The 23922-nt window shown below is 51.3% G+C and carries 19 protein-coding genes and 1 pseudogene; 10 read left to right on the plus strand and 10 right to left on the minus strand.

What is annotated here, in order from left to right:
• Positions 1-220: 220 nt before the first annotated feature.
• Positions 221-823 carry a glucosaminidase domain-containing protein gene (locus AC3WJW_RS18605; RefSeq protein ID WP_493726926.1) on the plus strand — a complete coding sequence of 201 codons (603 nt, stop codon included), beginning with the start codon at positions 221-223 and terminating at the stop codon, positions 821-823.
• A 1202-nt stretch (positions 824-2025) separates the two neighbouring features.
• Here AC3WJW_RS18605 and AC3WJW_RS18610 read toward each other — a convergent pair.
• Both AC3WJW_RS18610 and AC3WJW_RS18615 read right to left on the minus strand, forming a co-directional pair.
• On the minus strand, positions 2026-2337 hold the full coding sequence (locus tag AC3WJW_RS18610) for a hypothetical protein (RefSeq protein ID WP_493726927.1): 312 nt from the start codon (positions 2335-2337) through the stop codon (positions 2026-2028).
• Positions 2338-2763: 426 nt separating this feature from the next.
• Positions 2764-3390, minus strand: coding sequence for a response regulator (locus AC3WJW_RS18615; RefSeq protein ID WP_493726928.1), 627 nt, complete (start codon positions 3388-3390; stop codon positions 2764-2766).
• A 715-nt stretch (positions 3391-4105) separates the two neighbouring features.
• On the opposite strand from AC3WJW_RS18615, the pseudogene AC3WJW_RS18620 reads away from it, so the two are divergent.
• Positions 4106-5401, plus strand: a pseudogene (locus AC3WJW_RS18620) (integrase core domain-containing protein).
• A 168-nt stretch (positions 5402-5569) separates the two neighbouring features.
• Here the strand turns inward: AC3WJW_RS18620 and AC3WJW_RS18625 are convergent.
• The 6 genes from AC3WJW_RS18625 to AC3WJW_RS18650 all read right to left on the minus strand — a co-directional run bounded on the left by AC3WJW_RS18625 (position 5570) and on the right by AC3WJW_RS18650 (position 13190).
• Positions 5570-9112: a transporter substrate-binding domain-containing protein gene (locus AC3WJW_RS18625; RefSeq protein ID WP_493726929.1), complete on the minus strand. Its 3543-nt coding sequence runs from the start codon at positions 9110-9112 to the stop codon at positions 5570-5572.
• A gap of 571 nt (positions 9113-9683) precedes the next feature.
• A complete protein-coding gene (locus AC3WJW_RS18630; RefSeq protein WP_493726930.1) occupies positions 9684-9839 on the minus strand; it encodes a hypothetical protein in 156 nt (51 codons plus the stop codon).
• A 373-nt stretch (positions 9840-10212) separates the two neighbouring features.
• A complete protein-coding gene (locus AC3WJW_RS18635; protein WP_493726931.1) occupies positions 10213-10728 on the minus strand; it encodes a hypothetical protein in 516 nt (171 codons plus the stop codon).
• Positions 10729-11155: 427 nt separating this feature from the next.
• Complete coding sequence (locus AC3WJW_RS18640; RefSeq protein ID WP_493726932.1) at positions 11156-11641, minus strand: response regulator; 486 nt, start codon at positions 11639-11641, stop codon at positions 11156-11158.
• A gap of 30 nt (positions 11642-11671) precedes the next feature.
• Complete coding sequence (locus tag AC3WJW_RS18645; RefSeq protein WP_493726933.1) at positions 11672-12115, minus strand: FxLYD domain-containing protein; 444 nt, start codon at positions 12113-12115, stop codon at positions 11672-11674.
• Between the two features lie 400 nt (positions 12116-12515).
• The gene (locus AC3WJW_RS18650; RefSeq protein ID WP_493726934.1) at positions 12516-13190 is read right to left on the minus strand and encodes a ZirU family protein; all 675 of its coding nucleotides are present in this window, start codon (positions 13188-13190) and stop codon (positions 12516-12518) included.
• A 999-nt stretch (positions 13191-14189) separates the two neighbouring features.
• On the opposite strand from AC3WJW_RS18650, the gene AC3WJW_RS18655 reads away from it, so the two are divergent.
• Complete coding sequence (locus AC3WJW_RS18655) at positions 14190-15335, plus strand: FRG domain-containing protein (protein ID WP_493726935.1); 1146 nt, start codon at positions 14190-14192, stop codon at positions 15333-15335.
• Positions 15336-16800: 1465 nt separating this feature from the next.
• On the opposite strand, the gene AC3WJW_RS18660 is transcribed toward AC3WJW_RS18655, so the two are convergent.
• On the minus strand, positions 16801-17058 hold the full coding sequence (locus tag AC3WJW_RS18660; RefSeq protein WP_493726936.1) for a DUF6500 family protein: 258 nt from the start codon (positions 17056-17058) through the stop codon (positions 16801-16803).
• 534 nt (positions 17059-17592) lie between these two features.
• On the opposite strand from AC3WJW_RS18660, the gene AC3WJW_RS18665 reads away from it, so the two are divergent.
• Positions 17593-17814 carry a transposase gene (locus AC3WJW_RS18665; RefSeq protein ID WP_493726957.1) on the plus strand — a complete coding sequence of 74 codons (222 nt, stop codon included), beginning with the start codon at positions 17593-17595 and terminating at the stop codon, positions 17812-17814.
• Between the two features lie 357 nt (positions 17815-18171).
• The gene (locus tag AC3WJW_RS18670; protein ID WP_493726937.1) at positions 18172-18492 is read left to right on the plus strand and encodes a hypothetical protein; all 321 of its coding nucleotides are present in this window, start codon (positions 18172-18174) and stop codon (positions 18490-18492) included.
• 323 nt (positions 18493-18815) lie between these two features.
• Here AC3WJW_RS18670 and AC3WJW_RS18675 read toward each other — a convergent pair whose 3' ends face one another.
• Positions 18816-19439: a DUF6338 family protein gene (locus tag AC3WJW_RS18675; RefSeq protein WP_493726938.1), complete on the minus strand. Its 624-nt coding sequence runs from the start codon at positions 19437-19439 to the stop codon at positions 18816-18818.
• An 88-nt stretch (positions 19440-19527) separates the two neighbouring features.
• Between AC3WJW_RS18675 and AC3WJW_RS18680 the strand changes: the two genes are divergently transcribed.
• From AC3WJW_RS18680 to AC3WJW_RS18700, 5 genes are all read left to right on the plus strand, one after another.
• Complete coding sequence (locus AC3WJW_RS18680; RefSeq protein ID WP_493726939.1) at positions 19528-19896, plus strand: GPW/gp25 family protein; 369 nt, start codon at positions 19528-19530, stop codon at positions 19894-19896.
• A gap of 758 nt (positions 19897-20654) precedes the next feature.
• Complete coding sequence (locus AC3WJW_RS18685; protein ID WP_493726940.1) at positions 20655-21467, plus strand: hypothetical protein; 813 nt, start codon at positions 20655-20657, stop codon at positions 21465-21467.
• A gap of 899 nt (positions 21468-22366) precedes the next feature.
• A complete protein-coding gene (locus AC3WJW_RS18690) occupies positions 22367-22648 on the plus strand; it encodes a hypothetical protein (protein ID WP_493726941.1) in 282 nt (93 codons plus the stop codon).
• A gap of 182 nt (positions 22649-22830) precedes the next feature.
• Positions 22831-23337, plus strand: a complete 507-nt coding sequence (locus AC3WJW_RS18695; RefSeq protein WP_493726942.1) for a lipoprotein — start codon at positions 22831-22833, stop codon at positions 23335-23337.
• A gap of 8 nt (positions 23338-23345) precedes the next feature.
• Positions 23346-23876, plus strand: a complete 531-nt coding sequence (locus AC3WJW_RS18700) for a DUF5384 family protein (protein WP_493726943.1) — start codon at positions 23346-23348, stop codon at positions 23874-23876.
• The last annotated feature ends 46 nt before the right edge of the window (positions 23877-23922 follow it).

Raw genomic sequence — 23922 nt, forward strand, 5'->3', positions numbered from 1 at the left:
CGCGGGTCGTCAATCTGCACCTAACGCTGAGCCAGCAGTTGCTCCAGGTCGGCTTCCGGAACTGCACGTGAGCTTGCTCCCCACCGTGTGCAAAGGAGCACTTGGGTTCATTTCTCGCTGCTATGCTGTCAGACGTGATCGCACTCCCTAGTAGTATCCCGGTGTCGTGTTCTTCGCTCGATCACAAATTCACTTTGAAGTTACTTTCAGGGAGACAATGATGAAGCATACGACGAAATACCTTTTTCTCGCGCTCGGTCTAAGTACTGGGGCCGCCTCTGCCCAGCCATGGGGTTGCTATGACCCAAAGCCTGGTCATCCCACTGAAGCAGAGAGATCTCAATACATCCAATTGGTCTCAGGTCTCGCAACTGAAGCCGAGCACAAATACGGGGTACCCGCGGCTGCAATTGCTGCAATGGCGATAGCCGAGTCAGGTTACGGCTGGACACGCACCGCCCTCGAAGCGAACAATTTTTCCGGGTGGAAGTACGTCTCTGCCAGCGCTGCAGCAGGTCGGGGTTACTATGTGTTGGCCTGCCAGCCTTCCGAGGACGTGAACAACAAGTACATCAAATTCAATGGTGCTGCCGATGCCGTCGATTTCGTTGCTGGCAAGCTGGCGGTGTTACCTGCGTACAAGGAAGATACACGCAAGTACCAAGCCGCGAGGCAGGCAGGGGACCCTGCGATTAATGCGAGCCGCGATTGGATCGCTGGCATTGCAAAACCATACAACTGGAAACCGGAGACATACACAAGGACGATCATCCGGATCATGAACAATCCAGTAAGCCCTTCTGACACGATCTCCGATACGTAAAATCTTTATCGTTTATCAAATAATGCGAGTGCGCCAGCTCTATTGGGTGGCAGTGTTGCGGCGGCTCAAACAGATAGTTTCACCATGGCTCAATCAATGTTTGCCTCGAAACTTCCCAGGCAAAGCCGCAAGTGCGGGTGGCGATACAAGATTTCCCCAAATGGCAGGGATACCCTGTGCGGCGATGCGGGTACTCAGACTCAGGGGTTGTTGTCCAAACCTACATGCTCAATCTCTCGGTTGAACTCGCTCACTGGACCGTAACGGCCTGTGTTGATGCAGGCGCCAAAACATACCCAGGCATGCTTGAAAGCCGTTTCACGCCAGATACTATTTGCGTCGTCCGGGGCCTTCCCCGTCGCCGGTTTTATCCCGGAACCGGCAAGCTCGGGTGGCGGCAAGGACGAGCAGATGCTCTGTTTCTTGTTCAGGGATGGCGTAACGGTGAATACAAACGCGACCCCAAAAGCCCCAGCGGCGACTGCGAATAAGTGCCCAACTTACGATGCAAGCGCAGAGGTTGCTCGGGCAAAAAAAATTCTCCAGAGTGGCATCCACCTCGCGCGATGAGTATCGGGCCAGCGGTGGAACCGAACCCGTTGGTACAGACCAAGATGGTGATCCACGCTGGCTCGACGTGGTCCTTACTCTCTACCAAGCCGCCTGGCGCAGCGAGCGGAATTTCCGCCAAAGCCAAAGCCTTGCGTGCCCACCACCTGTTCTCGCATGGGCAATGGTGCGCAAGGGATCAGGCTGGGTCAGTGATGTCTCGGCAACTAGTTCAATTCGGCGTCGACGACAACAGCAGCACCACAGGACTCCATCACTATGGTGCCGGGCTTTAGCCTTGGGACAAACTTAAGAAAGCGGTTGCGATTGAATTTCTTGTGCAGAACATCCTTGCCTTTGGCGTCGCCCCCTATGAGGTGAAAGGTACTTATTGTTCCCAATATCCAGGCCAAGAAACTTCAAGCTGCCCATGAGGGGTTTACTCAAGTCGTTGAGAACCCCGGTAAGTCTAGATTTACCGGTGATTCCGTCTCGGGTTGACCATCTCATTAGGCGGGCCTGTATTGCAGGCCTCATAACCGCGCTGGATAACGCATAAGGGTTCGGCTCGAAATTTCCTTTCGGATTGTGTTCGATTGACAGAGCGTCAAGGAAGGAAGCGCGCACGGCATGGTGAGGACAAGAGAGAATGATCAGCTGTCGTGAAATGCGATGTCGTTTTCTTTTGCAATGAGTCTCGCCCGATCACTTTTCAAGTTCAGGGCGCGGGCAGCTGTGGAAAGTGCTTTACCTGCTTCGGCATATTCACGAAGCTTCGGTGCCAGCGTTGAACGTTGGAATTTCAGAAGTTTTTGCCTCGCGGAAGTGTTGCCTGATGTGTCCAAGCCGCTGAGTCCGGCTGGGATTTTATGGACGGATTTACCTCTGGCAAAAAAATCGGCTTTGCATCTTTCCAATTCATCGACCACAGCTTCTTTTGGGTGAGGCATCTGTTTTCCAATCATTATGCACCTCCGACTTCGGTGAAATTTTGGGATAGTGACTATCAAATTCTTAGCAAAAAAAACCGTGACCATTACGCCCGTATGGTCACGGTGAAAAGTATTACTACCGTGAAATTGATGGTTGGTAGCTGATAAGACCATCCACGTGTACTTATCGCACGACTCCACCAACGATCCGGCGCGGATTAAACACGCTCTATCTGATATTATCTGTAGGGAAAACCTGAAAATTACGCTGACTCTGGGAGCATTAGCATCGTGCGCTTGCATTACGTTGCAGGCAGGACATTCTTTAAATGTACAACATCTTTGAAGTTGACTTTCCGTGTAAGAAAACACCTGACGCCTGACTGGGAGACGCCACTACGCAATCTTGCGACCGCCTTTGAGCATTACCAGGCGAAGTCTTATACATTCAACCCTATATCAGATCACCCCAGTACGCTTCGCCAGCTCAACCAACTCAAGAAAATTATTTACCTGCAACTTTAGGATTAACCTAGACTTGTAGGTGCTAGTAGTTTTCTCGCTGAGCATCAACTCCTCAGCTATGTCCTTTATGCGATGCCCTGATACCAAATGACGCAACACAGTCAACTCCCGATCAGAAAGCGCGCGGATCAACTCCCCCTCAGTGCCCGAAGCTGAAGAACTATCAACGGAAGAAAATTCCGTAGTCGGAAACAATACGTATCCCGCGAGGACAATCTGCACAGCAGCCAGTAACTCGCCAAGATCCCCTTCCTTGGAAACAAAAGCAGAAGCTCCGGCCCTTGAACAGCGAATAGCATATCGATCGGCATCTAGACTGGTAAATATCACGACTTTAAAGCGCTCTCCTCCGGAACGTAGCCGCTGCATTACGCCAAAACCATCAAGCCTTGGCAGATCAATATCTAGAATAGTTAAGTCAGGCTCAAGATCACGCATAAAAGTAATGGCATCTATACCATTACTGACCTCACCAACCACTTCATGCTTGGCTTTTTCAAGTAGCGCTCGCAAAGCCATGCGTACAACCGCATGGTCGTCGGCTATCAATATTTTGGCCAAAAGTCACCTCCAAGCAAATACGCACTCAGCAATCGTGAGCAAAGTAAGCGCGCTCACACCCAATCCGCCCGAGACCAGCCCAAGCCAGTTCCTTGATCCTTGACCTCCAAATGGAGATTTTCCGATGAAAATCCTGCATATACGTCATATTAACCAGTCAAACGCCGACAGCCTGACAGGAAAACCCCTCTTTTGGCGTAGGGTTATCCCCCACCAAAAAGCATAACGACGTACGCAAATGACGAGGAGCATCTCTGTCAGCCAGGACTGAAATTTTTAACCTCGTAAATGCCTCCTATAGCCGCCCATCTACTGAGATAACAGCTCAATAACCCCACTCACTGTCGATGCCGCCAGTCACGCACGTGAATCGTTCAAATAAACCAAACATGAACAAGTCTAGACCAACTATTCATCACTGCCCTTACGAGTCGCCTACAGCCACTCAAAAAATTGAATGCGCAGCTCCGGCGCTTGAAGACATCCAGTTCCAGTTCCGCGATTAAGGGCACCCATCAGATGAGCAACCAAAGTCCTCCTTAACGCTATTGGATATCTCACCTAGGTGATCATGCTTCGTCGACGAGCCCATTGGACACACGCCCCGGTGTCAGAATAGTTGACGCCTCTCCGGATTTTCCTGAAAAAGCATATTGGGGGCGAAAAGAGACTACTCGAGTATTATTCACCTGAACGTAGAGCCGCATTATTGAAGATGCTGCTTCCCCCACTAAACCTATCAATGGCCGAGGTTTCCCCGCGTGAGGGGTCAGCGAAATGTCTTTGTCCAACTGGCGCAATGAGGTCAGCTCTGAAGGAAGTGCAGTGCCCGTAAAACTGGTCAGCTGAAGCTCAGTTCGCTGTCGTTCTTGAAACCGCGGGTCTGTCGCAGCTCGAACGGAGTGAGTATTGCCGACGAAAAGGTCTGTACCCCCGAACACGTCAGTGCTTGGCGCCAAGCCTGTACGGGGCATCAGAACGCTCAGAAGCAACTGAAGGTCGACCGCAAACAATCTCGCAGCGATCAGAAACGTATCCAGTAGCTCGAGAGCGAACCGTTGCGCCAAGACAAGGCACGGACCGAAACAGCGGCGCTGCCTACCCTCGAAAAATCAGGGCGTGTCAGGAAGTGGGACTGTCGCTCAGAATCTTGCAGCACTGGACGCAGACTGAAGATGTTCAAGCCGACGCCCGAACAACCACCGTGCGGCCCACACCTTATATTGCGTTGAGCGAGATTGAGCAGCAAGCCATCGTGACGTTGTGCAACACCCCGGCGTATGCCCATTGCCACCGAGCCAGATCGTCCCGAGGCAGACCTCGGAGGCCCTGTTTTATCGCGTCCTGCGTTCGCAGGTCAGCAAAGGCACCGACGCCGTGGCCAGCGTCCAGACTGCATGCGGCACGACGTATGCCGCCAAAGCGCCCAATCAGATGTGGTCGTTGGACATCACCTATATGGCGTCGCCGATACGAGGCAAGTATGACTACCTGCATTTGATCGAAGGTATTTACAGTCGCAAGGCGGTGGGCTGGGAGGTTTACGAAGAAGAAAGCGGCGATAAAGCCGCTGCACTGGGACAATGCCGCGTCGATGAAATCGGTAACGCTGATGAGCAAGATGTGTGACCTGGGCATTACGCCGTCTCGCGGTCGACCGCGAGTGAGCAATGATAATCCGTACTCGGAGTCGCTGTTTAGAACGCTGAAATATTGTCCGCAATGGCCAGTGGATGGTTTGCCAGTTTGGACACCGCAAGGTTTGGGATGAGGGATTTTATGCGTTGGTATTACAACGCCCATCGGCATAGCCGGATCCGCTTCGTGACACCGGCGGAGCGTCATTGAGGGCTGGACCATCAGCTCCTGACGCGGCGGCATGAACTGTATGAGCGCCCCCGGGAGAAAAGCCCGGAATGCGGGTCAGCGTCAGAGGCATAACTGGGAACCGATAGGAACGGTGCTGCAGAACCCGGATCGGGAGCAGCAGTACGAGAAAAAAGCCGTATAGTTGGACGGTTGACGCGACAACCACCTTGAAAAACGACGTTCCGCGCCGATCAAATTACTGGGTCGATTTAGGCTGGGCGAGCGCCTGCTTAATGCATCTGTGTACGACTTTTCCGAATGCGTATATAGCGTGTACTTTTACTATCGTAAAGGTCTAGTTTTGTTGAAATTAGATTTTACGGCTCATCTGGGCTTTTACAGCCTCCTGTAATTGCAGTGCGGCCGCGCGCACAGTAGATGCGTTGCGCAATTTTTCGTCATCAGTTAATCCTTGATCCAGGCATTTTTCGTACCCTCTCACTGCCTCGATTAGTACTTTCGCCCCGACCATCTGAGCGGCGCCCTTGATTCGATGCATCACTCCAGCAAGATCGCGCCAACATCCTGCAGATAATAATTCGTCGAACCTATGCAAGTCTATACGATTACTGTTGTATAACTCATTTAGTAATTTGTGAGCCAAATGATCGTCATAGCCTGTTAGCGAGCTAAACATACTTAAATCAAGCACGCCGGTCTGATCTTGGATTACTAAAGGGACGGATGTATATGTGGGATTTTTGGCAATGTCCTTTCGCTGGGACAATTTGTCTAGGCAGGTTCTGATCATATCCAAGCTTATCGGTTTGAAAAGACAATCATCCATTCCGACAGCTAGGCAGCGCTCACGCTCAGCCACTTGGGCGTTTGCCGTGAAACCAATAATTGGACAGGGTTGCCGTCCCGAATCTCGCTCATCTCTACGCGTTCGTCGGGTCAGTTCATAGCCATCCATTACGGGCATATTACAATCTGTGAACACCACATCGAAGGGCTTGGATTGGATCAAATCGAGCGCTTGCTGACCATCTTCTGACTCACACACAATATGATCGAGAAACTTCAATTGCTGCCCGAGCAACAAGCGATTAGCCGGATGATCATCCACGAGCAGCACGCGCAGGCGCTGCTCCTGATATTTCTTGGTTTCCGTTGCTTGTTTTAGATGTTGTTTTTCTAAAGCCGGCACCCTTAGCTCAACTTTCACTCGTGTGCCGCACCCTAGCTCACTATCAAGTTGAAGGTTGCCGTCCATCATTTCGACTAGCTGTTGGCAGATTACCAGTCCCAGTCCGGTCCCCCCCCGCTGCATTGATTCTCCGCCAGCCTGACTAAATGGCTTGAATAGCAGCGTTTGGTCGGCAGAGGAAATGCCAACTCCGCTGTCCTCTATCACAAACGTCATGTTCAAGTCGACACCATCTTTATATACGCGCAAGAATAACTTGATCCCACCATGATCAGTAAACTTTATAGCATTGCTGAGTAAATTAGAGAGCACCTGTTTTAACCGCCCGCCATCCACCAACGCATCACTATCTGACTCAAGTTGTAGGTTTATTAGAAGGTACAGTCCTTTTTGTCGGGCTAGGCCATGGAACACCCTCTGCACGGCCTCAAGTATCTCTTGTGGGCTATTGCGTTGTGGTGCCAGGGTTAATTTGCCGGACTCAATTTTTGACAAATCGAGAATATCGCCAATAAGGAGCATAAGCGAGTTGGATGACGAGTGCGCCACCTCAATTGCCGAGCGATCCCAGTTCTCTCCATTGTCTACACGCGCCATGGTTATCTCCAGCAAACCAATGATCGCATTTAGCGGTGTGCGGATTTCATGGCTCATTACTGCCAGGAACCTGCTTTTTGCCTCGCTCGCCAGCACAGCCTGATCTCGCATGTTTTGCAACTGAAGCATTAATCGTTCGGTTTCAGATAAGTCGATCCATCCCATGAGCAATCCTATGCATCGCCCATTGATATCTTTGTGCGGAACCGCCCACTGACGAAAACTATATACCTCGCCGCGGATATTCAGCTTGATCTGCTGGATGTCAACCTCGGTATGCTTTAATAGCGCATTGTAGGCCGACTCTTGGGTCTGTGGTGGAGTTCCATCCAGCCCGGCGACTTCGAACCAGTTACGGCCAATTACTTCAGAGGGCTGAAGGCCAAATACCTCATAAAATGCACTGTTACATAGCACAAAGCGTCCCTGTAGATCGCGCATTACTACCGATTGAGGTACTGCGTCCAAAAGGGTGCTGCGAAACGCCAAGCGCTGTTCTTCTGCTCGATTTTTAGCCCGACGGAATAGGGAATAGGCTTGCCAGGCAAGCAACAAGCTTAGAGCAACGCCCCCGATTATGGAGAGCCATCTCAGGCGTCGCTCGTATCGGCCCCATATGCTTCCCTCCGCTGGCCGGCTGTTTTGCCAGCGCTCTGACAGCTTACTGATCAGTAGTGGCTCAAGCTGATCGAGAGTCGTTTCCATGACTTCAAATAGTGACGGCTGATCTTTAGCCACGGCGAAGGTAAGACCTATTTGGAACTGTGGTAAAGAGGTCGCCACACGCAATTTTTTTGAAAAGTATTGATTAATCAAGTATCGGGCGATAGGCAGCAATACTACAGTAGCATCCGAGCGCCCATCGACAGTGGTAACTAGACTCTCCAGAGGGCTATCAGTTTCAACTATTTGTATGCTCGGGTAATGCCTTTTTAAGAAACCGATCATCGGCGAGCCATTTACCAAGGATATTCTGCGATTCTGTAGGTCCTCCAGATTTTCTATGCTCTCCTCACGCTTCGTGACCAAAGCAAAACTGCTGGTGCCAAATGGTTTGGTGAAATTTAGCGAGGTCTGACGTTCGGGTGTAATCATCACCGTCGGCGACATCTCTGCTTCACCATTATCAATGGCTTTCGCGATCTCGTTTACGGTTGTGCGCTCGAAAACTTTGAAGCGTAAACCACTGCGCAGGCTTATTTCATGCAAAAAATCAGCTATTAGACCACTGAAGTTGCCATCATCGTCGAAAAAGCTATATGGCGGTATAGCCCCACTTACTACAACTCGCACTTCTGGGCGCTCAGCCAGCCATCTAAGTGTTTCAGGGCTGTAACTTAGATTTTTCAGCGAGTCATAACGCGCCTCGCCTCCCCAGTAAGACAGGATGTTTGCCTGTGTCAGTACAGGGATGTTATCCAGAACCTTATTAAAATAATCGGCAAGTGTAGAGTCGGTGTTTCGAAATACAAAGCTGTAGCCAGGCTCGCGCCAACCGCTAAGAGGTCGCATTCGTAAGGTGGGCAATTCGCCTAAGGTCATTTGATAGGATGCAGTCACTGCGTCACAAACAACCCAATCAGCATGATTGTATTCCACTGCATGCAGTGCTTCGCGTACTGTTGCATAGGTCTTTAATTGTGCATCAGGGAAGAGTGAGCGCAACTCTATTTCCGTTGCATACCCTTCGATTACAGCCAGTTTTCCACTCAACGATAACGGTACAAGCTCAAATTCGCTGCCACGCCCCACTATTACTGGCTGGTTCATTGTATAGGCGTTGGAAAGTAGCAATCCGGGTAAATCGGCTTCATAAGACGATCCTCGTCCTAATACGTCTACCTCGCCAGATCTTAAGGCCTCCAGTGCGGCGGGCCAGTCAGTATACGTGTGCACTTCTACCCTCAACCCCAAGCTTGCACTAATAATTGATAGGTAATCTGGCATGATTCCTTTTACTGAGTGCCCTCGAACCAACGATAGCGGTTCGTACCCCTTTTCGCCGATACCAAGACGTACCACTTGGCGGGTCTGTAGCCACCTTAGCTCAAGCGGATCGAGTTCTAGCTTGATTTGAGGTAAATCTGGTTTCGACTCCAAGTACATCGTCTGATTTGCTTGCGCCCAATTACTTGACAGGCCAAATATTAACATTATGAGTAGCGGTGCAACGCCCCAACACTTGTTAAGACCAAGGAAAACGGTGGGGAAGGCGCTCGGCGGTATAGAGATTTTTCGGCTCGGCATATTGATTCCAAACCTGTGTGAGGAGAGAGGTGCTTATAGCAATTGGTTCCGATGCAAACATTGACCGAAGCTGATGAGTTTTCACTAGGGCGCATGTCGAGTTTAGCTTGTGACTTCGGGCGTGGTTGCGTTATTCGACCATGTCGGCCCCTAAAAATGGCTGTTGAGTCAGGGATAATCGGACCGCGCCTCCTATTATAGATGACGGCAATTGGCCTTTTTGTCCACATCGGGTAAATACGATGGATAGAAATCGGCGTTTTTCAATGTGGCTGGCGCGTCAACCGCCCAACTATGCGATTTTTTCTCGTACTGCTGCTCCCGATCCGGGTTCAGCAGCACCGTAGCTATCGCTTCCCAGTAACGCTTTCGGCCTAAGCAGCACTCTGGTTTTGTTCCTGTATGCGCTTGCACACATCGTCTCGACGAATCAGAACTTGGAGATCCGCTCCACGATGGCGCTCAGCGGGTATGGCAAAACGGGTTCGGCGATCGCGATGTTCGTTTTTTTGCCGAGGAGATCGGTGGCCAGTTTTCTGCCAGAACCGGTAGGCTGACCAGCAACACAAACAGCAGAAGCAGGCACATAAACCTTTTCCTGAAAGTTGAGGTTCGTTTGGACTCTCCTACTTTTCAATGCAGGTAAGCCTCGGCCGACTTTTAGGCCTAGCCTGCGGTTAGTGCTCTGAGACGTCGAATATAGTTAAGCAAACCACCCACCTCACTTGTTGAACAATATTGCAAAAATGAGGGGCGCATGGGTTTCAGAGCTCCATGAGGCAATCACGTTACCTCATGCCAAGGTGAATGAAGAAGTCCCATCAACAGTATGGCGTAGCCCCATCAACTCACTCGACCGTATCGAAAATTCGAGCACGTACGCCAGGCAAGGGCTAGTGATCAGCGTTTGGTATTGACCCGCGAACTCCAGATGTTCGCTACAGGTAAAAGGCTTCCCTTTAGTCTTCCTGCAACCGCGCCGGCAACAATTGCTGTAGCCGAGACTGCCAACGGCACAAGGCTTTCACCGCCTGCATCGGGGGCAACTCGGAAACAGGCCAGTCGAGAACCTCATAGAGGACCTCACGTAAATGCCCCTCTAAAAATTTGTGACTGTCTTTCTTTGAGTGCCAACTAGGATCTGGCAAATGCAGCACATACTGCTCCAGCCAAACCTTTTCACTGGCCAAACAGCGCGGCTGGTGTAACGTAACTCGCCACCCCCGATTCAGTGGCTCGACCTCCAGCCCCATTTCACACAACCAAGGCAGAAGCACGCCTTCAGTTAAATCGCAAAACAATACTCGTCCAAGCGGCAGGGACTTTTGCTCGCGACACGTCAAACGCACTGGCAGTCCATTCTCCAGCGCCCAATACAGTGCCCCTTCGTACAAACGCAATTTTTTGCCTTCACGAAAAAAATATACTTGCGTTGGTGCTTCATCACTGAGCTTCAATTTGTTTCTGATGTCCATAGCTACCTTTTTACTTACTGACACCCACTACTTAATAGTCGCCTCTACAGCTACGGCACAGTCCAAAAACTGGCATGCCACAGGTTAGTGTACGGAGTAGGTCACAAAAACAATCGATGTTTATGCAGGGATCATCTGCGGACTGCACCTCCACCAAACAAACGACTTAATAACGCTCACCAATTTGAGACATCACCGGGCGCACAGCTTTAAATGAGCTTTCCCACTGTTTTCGTCGCATAAAGAACACTCAGTAAATATTCAGCTTTTGAGCGTACTGGATCAATTCCTTATCGGTAGATATCTCAAGCCTGACCTATAAGCCTTTTTCCTTTGGCTCGCCTTACTTGGACTGACTATCAGTGCTGCGGCAAACGCGCACTTGCCGCTACCGCGGACCAAACAGCGCAACATGATTGATTCATGGTCAAATAGATCGTTTTTTTTGGTGGGCATCTAACGTCATTGGGAATAACCTATGCCCTTGCATAATTTGCTCTATCGCGTGGGAAATTAAGGTGATACACACACCCTTTTTTAGAAAGCCTTTGGCCCCGAGACGCATGCAGCGGGAAGCATAGACATCGGCATCCAGCCGCGTAAACACCAAGACCGACAAATCAGAAAAATCCCGCTTCAATTCGCGTAATAACCTCACCCCCCTAATCAAATCAAAGTCTAAATCAATGATAAGTAAATCTGGCTGACAATACTTGATGTATCTCATCGTCTGAATACCATCGTTGACTGACGCGACGAAGCACCCGCGGGCTCTCAAGGCGGTCGATAGTAGTTCGTACTCGGATAGATCATTGTCCGTAATCAGAACGTGATAACTTAGCGCCTCAGCTTCGCAATCCGCCTGCAAATTTAAAGACGACTTACATGTAGAGCCCTGCTCCCATTTACGCATCACATCTCCCTCCATCTTCAAGACAGCATTTTATTGGCTCCCTGCAACATTACCCGCCTGCGCGCAGTAGCTACGCTCTTCCGCCTCACGCGCCTGGAGAATCGCCGCATTGTCATCCACGGCTTTCACCTCAAAGCCTTCCGTGTCAAAAGCTTTAACAGTTGCCAACCGGTAGCGATGAAAATCTTCTGTCACAGGGACGCGAAAACTGTATGTTTGTCCTGCGGGGATCGACTCAAAGCTTTGCAACATGCTTTTCAGCGGATGACATTGCGCATCTAGCAAAGTCACCACCACATAACTGTGTGCCACTGGCGCATCACCTTCATTGATTAGCGTGCCGCCGATAAAGCTTTGATTCTCGCCCGAGGCCGCCATATGAAAATTCAAATGTAACTCCCCGGCGGCCCAACTGTTCATGGACGCACTTATCATCGCCATAGCCAACAGGCCGCTCCAACTTCTCATACGCATCACTTTTTTCCTCTCACCTGTCGTGTTTGTCTGCACACACTTCAACCCCGGCTAACTTCCACAGAGAAAGTGTACGAAATGCATACAACTCAATAGTCCTAGACCTGCCAGAGCCGCACCTAAATATTAAAAAAACCGTCATGGATATCATGGAACTACATGTGTAGGTGGCTAAAGCCGGAAGCAGAATGATTATCTGTCGAAATGTTGAGCACGCTATGCCAGTTGGAGCCTCATTTTACGTAGGAATTTACCACCACCCCCTCGCGGCCCATCTGATCACAACCTCACTCCAAGCCCTTGCCTGTCCAGTGCGAATCCAGAACGGGGTTGTTCCCTATAAAAAACGGCGGTTACCCTAGGGACAACCGCCGGTTAAAACACTCAAGAAGCGGTAACGTTAGTTGGCCACGACCTGGATCATGCGTTTCTGATCATCTTTGACCGGCATGTAGGTAGCGCTAGTTGCACCGGCGATGTCGGTGTAGGTACCACTACCTGGCGCATCTTCAATCTGCCACTGATAGGTCACAGTGCCACACGTGGCCACACAAGTTGGAGTTGCAGTCAGCAGGGTATCAACTTGCGGGTTACCGCCCACGTAGCCGGAGATAGCCACCGAGACCAAGGTATTATCTGGTGCTACATCAGTCGGAACAGCGACGGCCACTTCAACACTATCCGCCGGCTCAGTGATGGCAGGGTCAGTATGCGCCACGGCAAACAGGGTAATGGTCTCGCCATGGTCGGCCGTGTCGATGGTGTAAGCCCCGTTAGTAGACAGATCGGTCGTGCCATTGCTCCAGCGGTAGGTAGAAGCGATTGGGGTGTCCAGATCCGCGTCGGTGATCGTGCCATCCACGGCGGTCAAGGTATCGCCGGCATCCACGACGCCGTTGCCGTTCACGTCCACATAGGTGACCGTTGGGGCAAGCATGACCGGTGCACGACCCATAACAGTCGAGGTTGGAGCAGAAGTCACGGCTGCGAAGGTTGAGGCACTGACAACAAAACCAAGTGTAAGAGCAAAAACTTGAGCGCCTAGACGTGATTTTTTGAAGTTGAAGCTGTTCATTTACTTTCCTCTAGCTACATCGACAGAGCCTATTCATAGGCGCCATTTTATTGAATTCGGTCGCTGCCTTTTTAGTCCTTATCCGACCCTGACGGGTCGACAAGGCAGCACGCCTACATCCCTAGTAGTTGGTCCGATTGATTCTCCAGACTTGCACCCGAGGAAAGAACGATCAAAACCTTATTCGAACGTAAGGAAAACCCTCTTATTCGCGTGCCTTTATGCGGACGGATGCAGGCACACCAAAACAGTGCAATTGCACAAAGGACGGAAAGTGTAATAACGAGCAAAAACAGGGATCACACAGCAGGGAAAGATGAACGGATTCTTCGACACGAAACTGCCATCGCAAATGAAAGCGCGACTGATGGCGCACGATGCTTTAGCCGCTACCAGTACTGGCCGACTCCAGCGCTTGTGCAATTCAAACCACGTGGCCAGAGCCTCCATGCACACCACACCGACGATCGCACTGAACAGTTGCACCGCTAAAGGTCGCGGTAGGGATGGCAGTTATGAGCCTGCCGGATAGTCTATTTCAGCAGAACGCCACACCTACCGCGCCGGAGTTGCCGCGCTGGTTATGACTTTTGGAGCTGGTGAGCGGCCGCGTGGTGCAGATGACGTGTAGTCCTATCGCTGAGCGCAGCCAAGTAGAGTGCACCGCCAGGGCGAGCCATTGCGCCGACCTCGTGCGTGTGGTGCCAGTGCCGAGGGCTGACCGGGTGCTACGCCCTGCCGAAATCCGCTGGTCATTGGCCGGCCGTGGCCTGGGCCGGTCGACGGTATGCCGCCAAGTCGCTAGCGCCCCCTGTGGCCTGGCTCCACGATCTGCATTGCGCACCGGTTACACAATCCCACGCATTGCGAACAAAGCACCACGTTGAGCTTGGTATATGACGGGGTTAGCTGATTGGAGACGCGCCGTTGCGGTTTGGCTGAATCAGCAAGTCTCCCCAGACTGCACAACGTCCGAAACGACAAACCAGAGAGCAACTCATGACAGCAACCAGAACAATATCATCGCTTGTCGAATACATGACTTGGGTAGGCGAAATAGACCAGCAAGCAAAAAAACAGGGCAACGACACACTGCTCTACCGAGGGCACTCCGATGCCTGCTACACATTATCCCCGACCGTGTACAGGACGGACCCAACAGGGGCAAGCTTTCGCGCTGTAGAGCATCAGTTGTACGAAGATATGCTACGCCGCGATCCGGCAGCCTTCGTCAACGATAGGTCAGTGTTTGAAAGGGTGATACGCATGCAGCACCACGGCCTGCCAAGCCGATTGCTCGATCTCACCCATAGCCCGCTGATAGCCTTATTTTTCGCGTGTGAAAGCCGCAGTAAAGCTACCGGCGAGGTTCTGCTATTTCCGCGAAAAACCATGGAAGTTTGGTTTCCATCAGATATTCCCGAAGCAGCACTTGTAGGGATAGAAAGCGCCTGTTCTGTTGTAAATGTCGCGACGGCAGGCATCGCTTCGCTGTTGGAATTTTTCGAAAGCGCAAAATCATTAAATTCAGAACACGCTGAATTCAACTCCGCCTATCAAACCTGTCTGCAAAGCTGTCTCAAAATACTGGAAATAGCGCAACATCAAGAAGACCTGCTCATTCAAACATCCCTGCTAAGCAAGGTCGAAGCAGAGCTTGTTCCCAGCTTTGTGGACGAGTGGATAACAGTGTTCAAAGAATCTCCAAAAAACCCAACGCCCGAGCACTCAACCGTACTAAGCACTCACCTGCTGTTGCAAATATTCAGCAACCAACTTACCCAGCGCACAGCATCAATTATCGAACGGTTATGCGAGGTAATCCGCATAAAAAAACTCGCCGAACGAAGTGAGCTTGGCAAATTCATGCAGCAATTCACGTTCTTTCACTTTGTCTTCCCTCCCATCAACAACGAGCGAATCAGACGACAACAAGGCGCATTTATCATTTTCCCTCCTGGGCAAACCGATCACTGGAAGCTAGAGAGCTTCATCAATCCGCACCGCATCCAAATAGATGCCGAGGCAAAGGCAAAAATCCTTCAAGAGCTTTCGCTCCTCGGAATGAGCCGCAGCTATATATTCCCCGAGCTGTCAGAGCTGGCGGCAGATGTGAAGTTACGATATCCCGCAAGCACTAACTAAAACGCTTAGTGGTAGTGACGGCCTGTGTGACTGCCGTTAGGATGCCCATTGCTGAGGGGCTGCCTGCGACCCAAGGGTTCTAAACTCCATGGGCAACCATGGGGGTAAATTGACTGAGGCGGGAGCCAGTCACGCATTGTCCACGGGGCTAGCAGGCGCAGCCCCAGCTTTTCAGAATCACCGTCCACCACCTATGCTGCCCACCTGGCGGACGTGACACGGTGACATTCTCCCTGCCGTACGACGCAGCTTGCTGGGGATGGCCATGTGGGTTTCCCGACTTCGGTCGGACTGGGAGGCCCCACCGAGCGCCCCGGCCAGCGGCTGACATCCCGGATCTAGTTTGAGTCGAAATCGCGGTGCAAAGAGAGACTAGCCGAACACTGCCGCCAGAAAACTAACAAGTTAAACCGGGTCAATGCGGGTCTATTCGGGTTAATGGCGCGCCTATTTCGGGCTGGTTGGCGGCCTATGGTCCCCCCCTGAGAGGCCAAGCAAAAAACATTGAGTACCCTGTTGAGTACCCATTTTGTTTTTGCTTGCCACCAAGCTCAGGCAATACAAGGGCCAGAGGCGTTAGAGTTGATTCCTGGTGCCTCGGCGTTTCGCAGTCATCGCAGAAACGTGGCGGTGGTCGTGAAATTACGCAGGGGATTACGCACGATGTTATGCACGGCGGCGTACGTAATTTGGGACAGCTGCGCATTGAGCTGCGCAAGAACCTGCGCAAAATGGTCTGCGCAGTTTTGGCCGTTGGCTCCCTCCGTTGCACGCAAGCTCGGGCCAGTCGAAAAACTACGCAAGAAACTACGCAGCTTTCTACGCAAGGCTCCGTGCGTAGTTTTTGGCTGGTCAGGTTCACCCCGCCGACCAATCCGCGCAGGTTCCACGCAAACTTCCGCGCATGACTAGGTGCGCGGAAACGCCCATTGCTCAAGGCCAAGACCGGTACGCAAAACTAAAGTACGTAAGATGGTACGCAGGAAAGTGGCACCTCCCACGGCATGCTCTACCATGATCTGTAGGGAGCCCCGGCCAGCTTGCAGGCATGTCCTGCCGTTGGTGCCCTGTCGTCAGAAACCCTCAGCCCCCCGACTATACTGAGGCCCCCAAGCTGACGGCAGGGCGCTCCCCACTACCGGAATCCTGAACGCTCCGGTTTCCACCACCAAAACCTCATATCAGAATCACAGCCAGATAGGCGCCGCCGCCGACCAGCGCCGTCACCAGAAAGCCAAGTGCTATCGGGATTATGTCGCGTCCTTTCATCCCACCCTCGCCGATTGCAACCAGAAGTTTGCATCGATGACTTGTCAGCATAGTTCGGGATTGACTTGATTCAGCGCCAGCAATTCGCCCGGGTCATGTCGAGTGCCAGACGATGGCGCTTGGTACATACGGGGGAAACCCGCATGTCGTAGCCGCTCCTGATCGCGGGCGGCGCGGGCTGCCTGCGCCACCATATTCAATCAATCCGCTCTACCATCTGCTTTATTTTTACTGCCTTTTCAAAATGGTCGAGTTTGTGTTCCATAATCCACCATCGGGCGGCTTCCATTAATAGCTCTGGATCATCATTCCTATTTGCAAAGAAGGCATAAAACGAAAGGCCAACCGATGGCCCCTTATGCTCTATTTTCCTCTCGCATACCTCGATTACCTTTCGCCGTAAGCTCTCTCGCATGTTTCTCTCTCGATCAATTAATGGCGTCGGTCGCGGCATCGCCTTCGCTTCAGGCCGGGCGGAAGATTAGCACTTGACCAGGGAACGGCTATCCCTGATCGAACAGAACCAGGCATGACACCATGCCGGAACAGGATCTGGAGACAATCACTGCGCCCGATCTGAATCATCTGAAATACCTCAGTTTGAAACAGGAGAAATTCGCGGTCTGGGGTTTTGGCATTTGAAATCGCGAAACCCCGCCCGATCAATGAACCATCTGCCATTTCAAATGGAGGATGGCTCGCGCCCCCTTCCGCGCTTCAAACGCGAAGGCTGGGCGCCTGACCATGGTTAAGGTTTTCTGTCTCGTCTGGTTTGACCTAGCCCTTGCCAGTAGAAGGTTCGTCGCTCACTCTCAGCCCTCATCACTTTCAAGAGATTACTGGAAGATGCCACCCAGCCGTTGCCCGATGTGTTGGGCGAACCGGTCGCCGAACTGCTGGGCGAATGGCGCCAACTGGCCGAACGCATCACGTGCTGACCAATCGACTGGAAAGGGCCGCGCAGGAGGACGAGACGGCGAAGCGGCTAATGAGGGGGCGCGGTGTTGGCCCAATCATCGCCACGGTGCTGCTGGCCAAGCAGACCGAGCCTGAACGCTTCGCCAACGCCCGCTTGCTCACCGTCTACCTCGGGTTGGTGTGTAGCCAGCACAGATCTGGTGAGAAGGTCCGATTGGGCAGGATGAGCAAGCATGACGATGCAGTACAAATCGTGATTTGTAGAGGGTCAAAGTGTTTAGGACTGAGATAAATACAGGAGTAGGTGTGAGGTAAACCCGAGACAATCCGGGATTCGATGGTACAGGGTGGTATGGGGATTGTAATTGAGTTGCGGCAGCTGCAATTAGATTGAGCCCCGGTCAGCGCCTGGCGACCGGGGTGGTAGGTGTAGGGAGGTTGCCCTTTTCTGTTGGTAGCTACTCCTCGTCATACGACGCGAACAGGTCACCTTGGTCGCGAGCGACTACCGCCAGCCGCATTCTTTTGATCACCTTGTAGATACATGACCTGCCGTATCTGCGTGCGTTTGGATGACTGTGACGGTGTTGAGAGCTACTGGCTCAACGTGCCGCAGCGCAACACCTAGGGCACGCAGCGCCGACCGTTGATGCCCGAGTTGAATGAACAGGTCGCGGTGCTGTTGGATTCTGACGGTGTGGGTGGCGTTTACCTGGGCGGAGTCTATTCGACTGCCGAGCCGCCGCCAGTCGTCGACCTGGACACGGACTATGTGCGTTTCAGTGACGGGACGGTCTCCACCTACAACCATGCGGCCGGGGTGATGACGTTGGATTGCGTGGGGGCGCCTTCAGCGACTTTGGACATCCCGCAGGTCACCCTGAATGGCAACCTGCAGGTGAATGGTAATGTCAACGTAACAGGGGTTGTCATGGATGTGGGTGGAAACTCGAATCATCACAGCCATTAAAAAGGCCCCGATTGGGACCTCGACTATGGATTTTTTGGCGGTGGCGCACTCGGTCTGGTTACCTGTTGCACTTTAGGTCGTTCGGGGATGTAGCCGTTGGTTTGTAAACCCTCTTGGCCAATGCCAGGTCGAGCTGGCTTGTTTGTTTCGCTCTTCCGATCCGTCATGCTCTCTTTCACTCTAAAATAAACAAAATCTCGTTAGCTTATGGGTTTTTAGGTGGAGGAGCTGGTGCCCGCTCACTGGTAGGGCTGGGGGAATAGCCATCTTTCACTGGGGTTTTATCTTGCTTGCTTGGCTGGTAGCCAAACTTATCTGAACCGTCATTCCTTTTCGTCATTTTCAGTTTCCTGTTGGTCTTTGATGTGGAACAGCTCAAGTGTTGCGATCTCTTTCGCGAGGATGATAATGCCGGCGGTGTCGGTTCTGGGGCGTTCAAATCCGCCACCTTCACTCAGCACCCAGGCCTCCTCGAGATAAATTTGCTCCGGGGCGGGACTACTGGAGGCGAATGATTTTGCCTGGTAAAGCCCGGCAATCTGACGTCCATCATTCAGTGTGGCTATCACCCAATAGGGTGTTCGTTGATTGAAGACAAAATCCCATGGTTTACCAGTTGGGTGGGCAATTGAGCGCTGAAGAAACTGTGTCTTTCTTGCCCACAGGAACGCCCAAGCCCATCCTATTGGGGCTACCAGCAGCACTACAACGTAAAAAAGGACGTACCACGTTGGATGGGTTGACCTTAGGTCGATGTGTTCGACAGCGTAAATTGGGCCCATCAGCAACGCGTAATTGATAGAGCTGTAGGCAACCGCATCTACCAATTGTTGGGAGGTGTCTTTGTACTGCGTTGGCTGCAGCAATGCGTACGTCTTCAGGCTAATGAATCCTGGGACCACGAAAGCGATGAATATAAACAGCTTGTTGACTTCCCAAATGTCCATATCTGTCCTTAGCGTCATTTTAGCCGATGTTGCACGTCTTTAAACTCGATTAAAAGCCCGCGCCAGCTGGTTCTCGCACTATTGGTGAATGACAACGCCCACTCCTTACACCGCCATCACCGCCAACCATTGGCAACCCGCCCTCGGTACACCCGGGGAGGTTGTCGAGGGCCTGCGCGATATCGACCAATCCATTCGCATCATCCTCACCACGCCCAAGGGCGTCGATGCTCATCGGCCGGACTTCGGCAGTGACCTACATCTGTACCTCGACTGGTCTGTCAACCGTGTAACCCCGCACCTGGTGCGAGAAACCGTCGACGCCCTTCGTCGCTGGGAAACCCGGCTTTCAGTCGTGCAGGTGCAAGTGCTTATTGATGGGGCACAGGTCACGGTGCGGGTGCAGTGGCGTATTGCGGATGGTGTCGCCCAGTTGACGGAGGTGTCCTATGCGTGAACTGCCTAAACCCGTTTTTGTCGACATTGACCCAGCTGCGACCGAGGCCGATCTGATTGCCCGCTATGAGCGGTAAATCGGGGAAACCCTTTATCCCGCTCAAATTGAGCGGCTTTTTATCGACCTGATCGCCTATACCAAGCCTCGTCTCGGACATGGCCATTCAAAATGCCGGCGAGCAGCTCCTAGTGCGTTTCGCAGATTCCCCCATTCTGGATTACCTGGGGGGAGTTAGTCGCGCCCCCGGCTGTTGGCCTGCCCAGCTCGTTGCCCGATTCGCTTCTGGTTTAGGAATTCTGTTGCGGATGGTGCAAAAAAATCCGAGACCATTTATCTCAAATTAGAGCGCGGATTTTCCGCGCTCGGCATCATCAAAGCGTGTAAATACAAGGGGAGTTAGCCCCCCCCTGCTACCCCTCTCCTTTGCCTCAATGGCACAAAAACTGGCCCAGACCCCACCTCTCTAACGCCCACGAAACCAAAATAAATTTCAGAATTTCCCTACATAAAAACATTGCCGATCAGTCTTTAATTTCTCCGGCCAGAACCAAGGGCGGCTCAACTAGATGACTCATCTGGCAGGTGACCCTCTACTGACTCGTCCAACTCTCTGGCTACGGTGATACACAACGCGGAACTTTGCCCCGCACCTCTACTCCAGGCGGTCGCGGGGAATTTTTTGTCTTTAATTCTCTCCAGCCACTTCAGAGTGGAAGGTCTTAAGCAGCCCACCATCGACTATGGAAGAAGCTCTAACTATGATTAACCCCCCTGAAAAATCGAAAGGCCCGGTTGATCTTTTTAATAAAGGTATGATTGCAAAAGTATCGTCTATTATTGTTTTTTTTCAGTGCCTATTGCTTCCTCTGCTATGCAGGGCAGACCAAACTACTGACCTAATTAAGTCTTATGCAATTAGCCGCAACCTTCCAATAGCGGATGCGGCTCGAGAGTTCATTCATGAAAACTCTGACCATGGCGATGGCACATGGAACAAAAAGCATGGAAACAATAACACCTACGTACTAGATCACTTATTCCGGACAGCAATAGGTGATCCCACATCCGAACGACCCGAACTGCTTTGTGGTAATCGCTCCACAGCGATGCAGGCAATCCTACACAAGCTAGATATCCGCGCTCGCACAATTTATCTTTACTCCAATTATTCCAGCACATTGATGGGGCACGTATTCGTAGAAGTGATGAATCCAGCCACCGGAGCTTGGGAAATTCAGGACGCAGATTATAATGTAGCGTACGAAACCCCTGAAGGCCGGCGACTGAACATCGCAGCCTTAATCGCAGCGCCTGACTTCTCAAAAATAATTCCTGTAAACGCACAAGCAAGAGGATGGAAGGCGGTTAATGCTGAAGGCTTAATGAACGGTCAGTTTTTCAATATTGCGTTCAGCCCAGCCTCGGGAATGCTTTACTACAATCAGCCAGCACTCGATACAAATTTGGTTTCAGAAGTTACTTATTACATACAAGAAAATCATCGAGAGGTTAATTACATATCCGCACGCTTAGGTGAATACGCAATCCGACCCATCCTCGAAAAGCTCTGAAGACGACCTCCTATTTTTGGCAAAACGGCCGGATTCCACCCGACGAGCCCTCTGATAAGCAGAAGACTCTCGCTAATGCCAAGTACGCTGGTAAGCGTAAGGAAACCCGCAAAGAGCCGCTCTTGGTCGAGATGGATTCGGTGGCGGTCTATGTAGCGGGTAATGGAATCCTCCCTCCTGCCGAAAAAGTTTTCTTCAAGGATTTCCCTACACTACTGGACTCACTTGTGCAACGGAATGCGTTCGCCTGCATTGGGCCGGATTTCATGTAAATAAAAGGAACTTAAATGGCCTTTCAATCCTGTATTGAATGCAACAGCATCGTAAGCGATACCGCAACAACATGCACTCATTGCGGCGCTTTTCAGAGGCCTTTACGAATGCGCAAAAAAGAACATGAAAAACATAAAAAAGGAGTCAAGCCACTGAAGAAATTCGCAAAATTTTTTCTCTACTAGTGGATTCGTTTCAGCCATCCTACGGCGTCCTGCCGACGATACAAGCCTCCTGTCAAATTTCAGGTATTCCCTACATACGATGACGGACGGTCGTGGCAGGCTTTCGCGGACTAACATTAGGTCAGCATTCATGCACGTGAAAAAAACTGTAACGTATCAACTATCAAGATGAAAAACGAACAAACCGGTCAATATAAAGAGACTGTCAGATCTAGGCCTCCCAAGGCGCGCCATAATGATTAGCTGTGCCAACTACGAGTTACTTGAAAGGCCATGTGCGATGATCATGACAAGCTGAATTAATAGTCACCCTGTTAAAACGAGAAAACAGTGATCGATTGCAAGGCTAGTTCTATCGACTCAAGTACGAAATGTCAACGAAATGAAATTGGAGAAAAACGAAACCCTACTGACGACGAAGAACCGCCAACCGGGAATACCATGGAAACGCGAGTAGTTACACTGGAGAAAACATCCCAAGAAATCCTGAAAGAATTTGTCAGCATCCGAGCTACGCTCAGTATTCTAGACAAACATGACCTCTCCCTAAAATTCGCGACAAAATTTGAGCTTGAAGTATTACGTGGCTCGCTTTCAGCAGATATTGAAAAACATCATAGCTCGCGATCAGCTCAAATTCACATAAAGTTTATCGAGGTAACGGCGTTGTGCTTCATTATAGCATTATCGGCTGTCACCGGGATATTATATGCTGCAGCGTAATTCATCCTCTAAAACACCTAGAAAAGCATCAACTGGTATCAGCTCTCCTACGGCTTACTGCCGACGACACAGCCCTCCAGACCAAATTAAGGTATTCCCTACATACAACGATGGACGGTCGTTGCAGGCTTTCGCACGCCGACATTGGATCGGCTTTCACGCGCATGAAAAAGGAATAACACTTGAAACGAATTATCGCTCTCATATCTGTTGTTGCAGTACTGTCCGGTTGCCAAGCTACAGGGGATCTGTATCAGGCTGATGTATTTGATGCCAGTCAAGTCAATAGCCAGCAGGAAGCCAAGACCGTAAGGATAATTACGGTGACTCCCACCAGAATTAAAGTAAATAACGAACAGAATAAACAAGCTGCACAAATCGCCGGGGGAATACTAGGCGCCCTGGCTGGCGGTGCACTCGGCAATACAAAAAACAAAGACACTGCGATCATCGGTGCAGTTGGCGGCGCAGCAGCTGGAGCCACCGCTGGATCACTAGTCAACTCGGAAACGTTAGTACCCGGCGTCCTGCTTAGCTATTCCGAAGGCGACAAAATTTTCACATCTGCTCAGGTCGGAATGGTATGTCAGTTCGCAGCCGGCCAGGTTTCGCTCATGGTAAAAACTGTTACGAATGAAACGCGCATTCAGCCCAATGCTACATGCCCAGTAGAAACTGCAAAGATTTAAGGGGCATCATGAAGCGAATTATTCTATTGCCAATGCTGCTCATCTTTGCTGGCTCCAATGCGATAGCAAATCCGTTTGATCAAGTTCATCAAATACAAACTCAGAATGAGCAAGCACGCGCCGCAGCGGACGCTGAAAGGCGCAAAGCTGCTGAAGCCGAAAGAGCTCAAGCTCAAGCACGGGCAGATGAAAGGCAACGCCAGAAAATCGCAGCGGATCAGAGCATAAGGCGCAAGGAGGGGGAAGCTGCCGCGGCTAAAAATGCGGAAGCCTCCCGCAAGCGTATGCGCGAAGAGAAATTTGAGGATGAAGATCGTGCGTTAGCGCTGGAAGAGAAGAAGTTGGAGCTTGAAGCAAAAAAAGCCAAAGTGGCACGGACCAATGAATTCATCGACGCTGAACTTCGTGAACGTGCAGCCAGTGCTGATGTTGTTCAATCCGAAGCCGACGCAAACCGAAATGTATCCACTGGAGTCAAAGCGAAGCTAGAGAGTGCAGGAGAGGCTGACGTCAATCGCTCTAAAAAGTGGTTTGAGTAATGCTCAACGAAGTCCCGCCAAGTGCGGGGCTTTTTCATTCCCCTTG

It is taken from the genome of Pseudomonas sp. GW821-FHT07G06 (genome assembly GCF_058986625.1).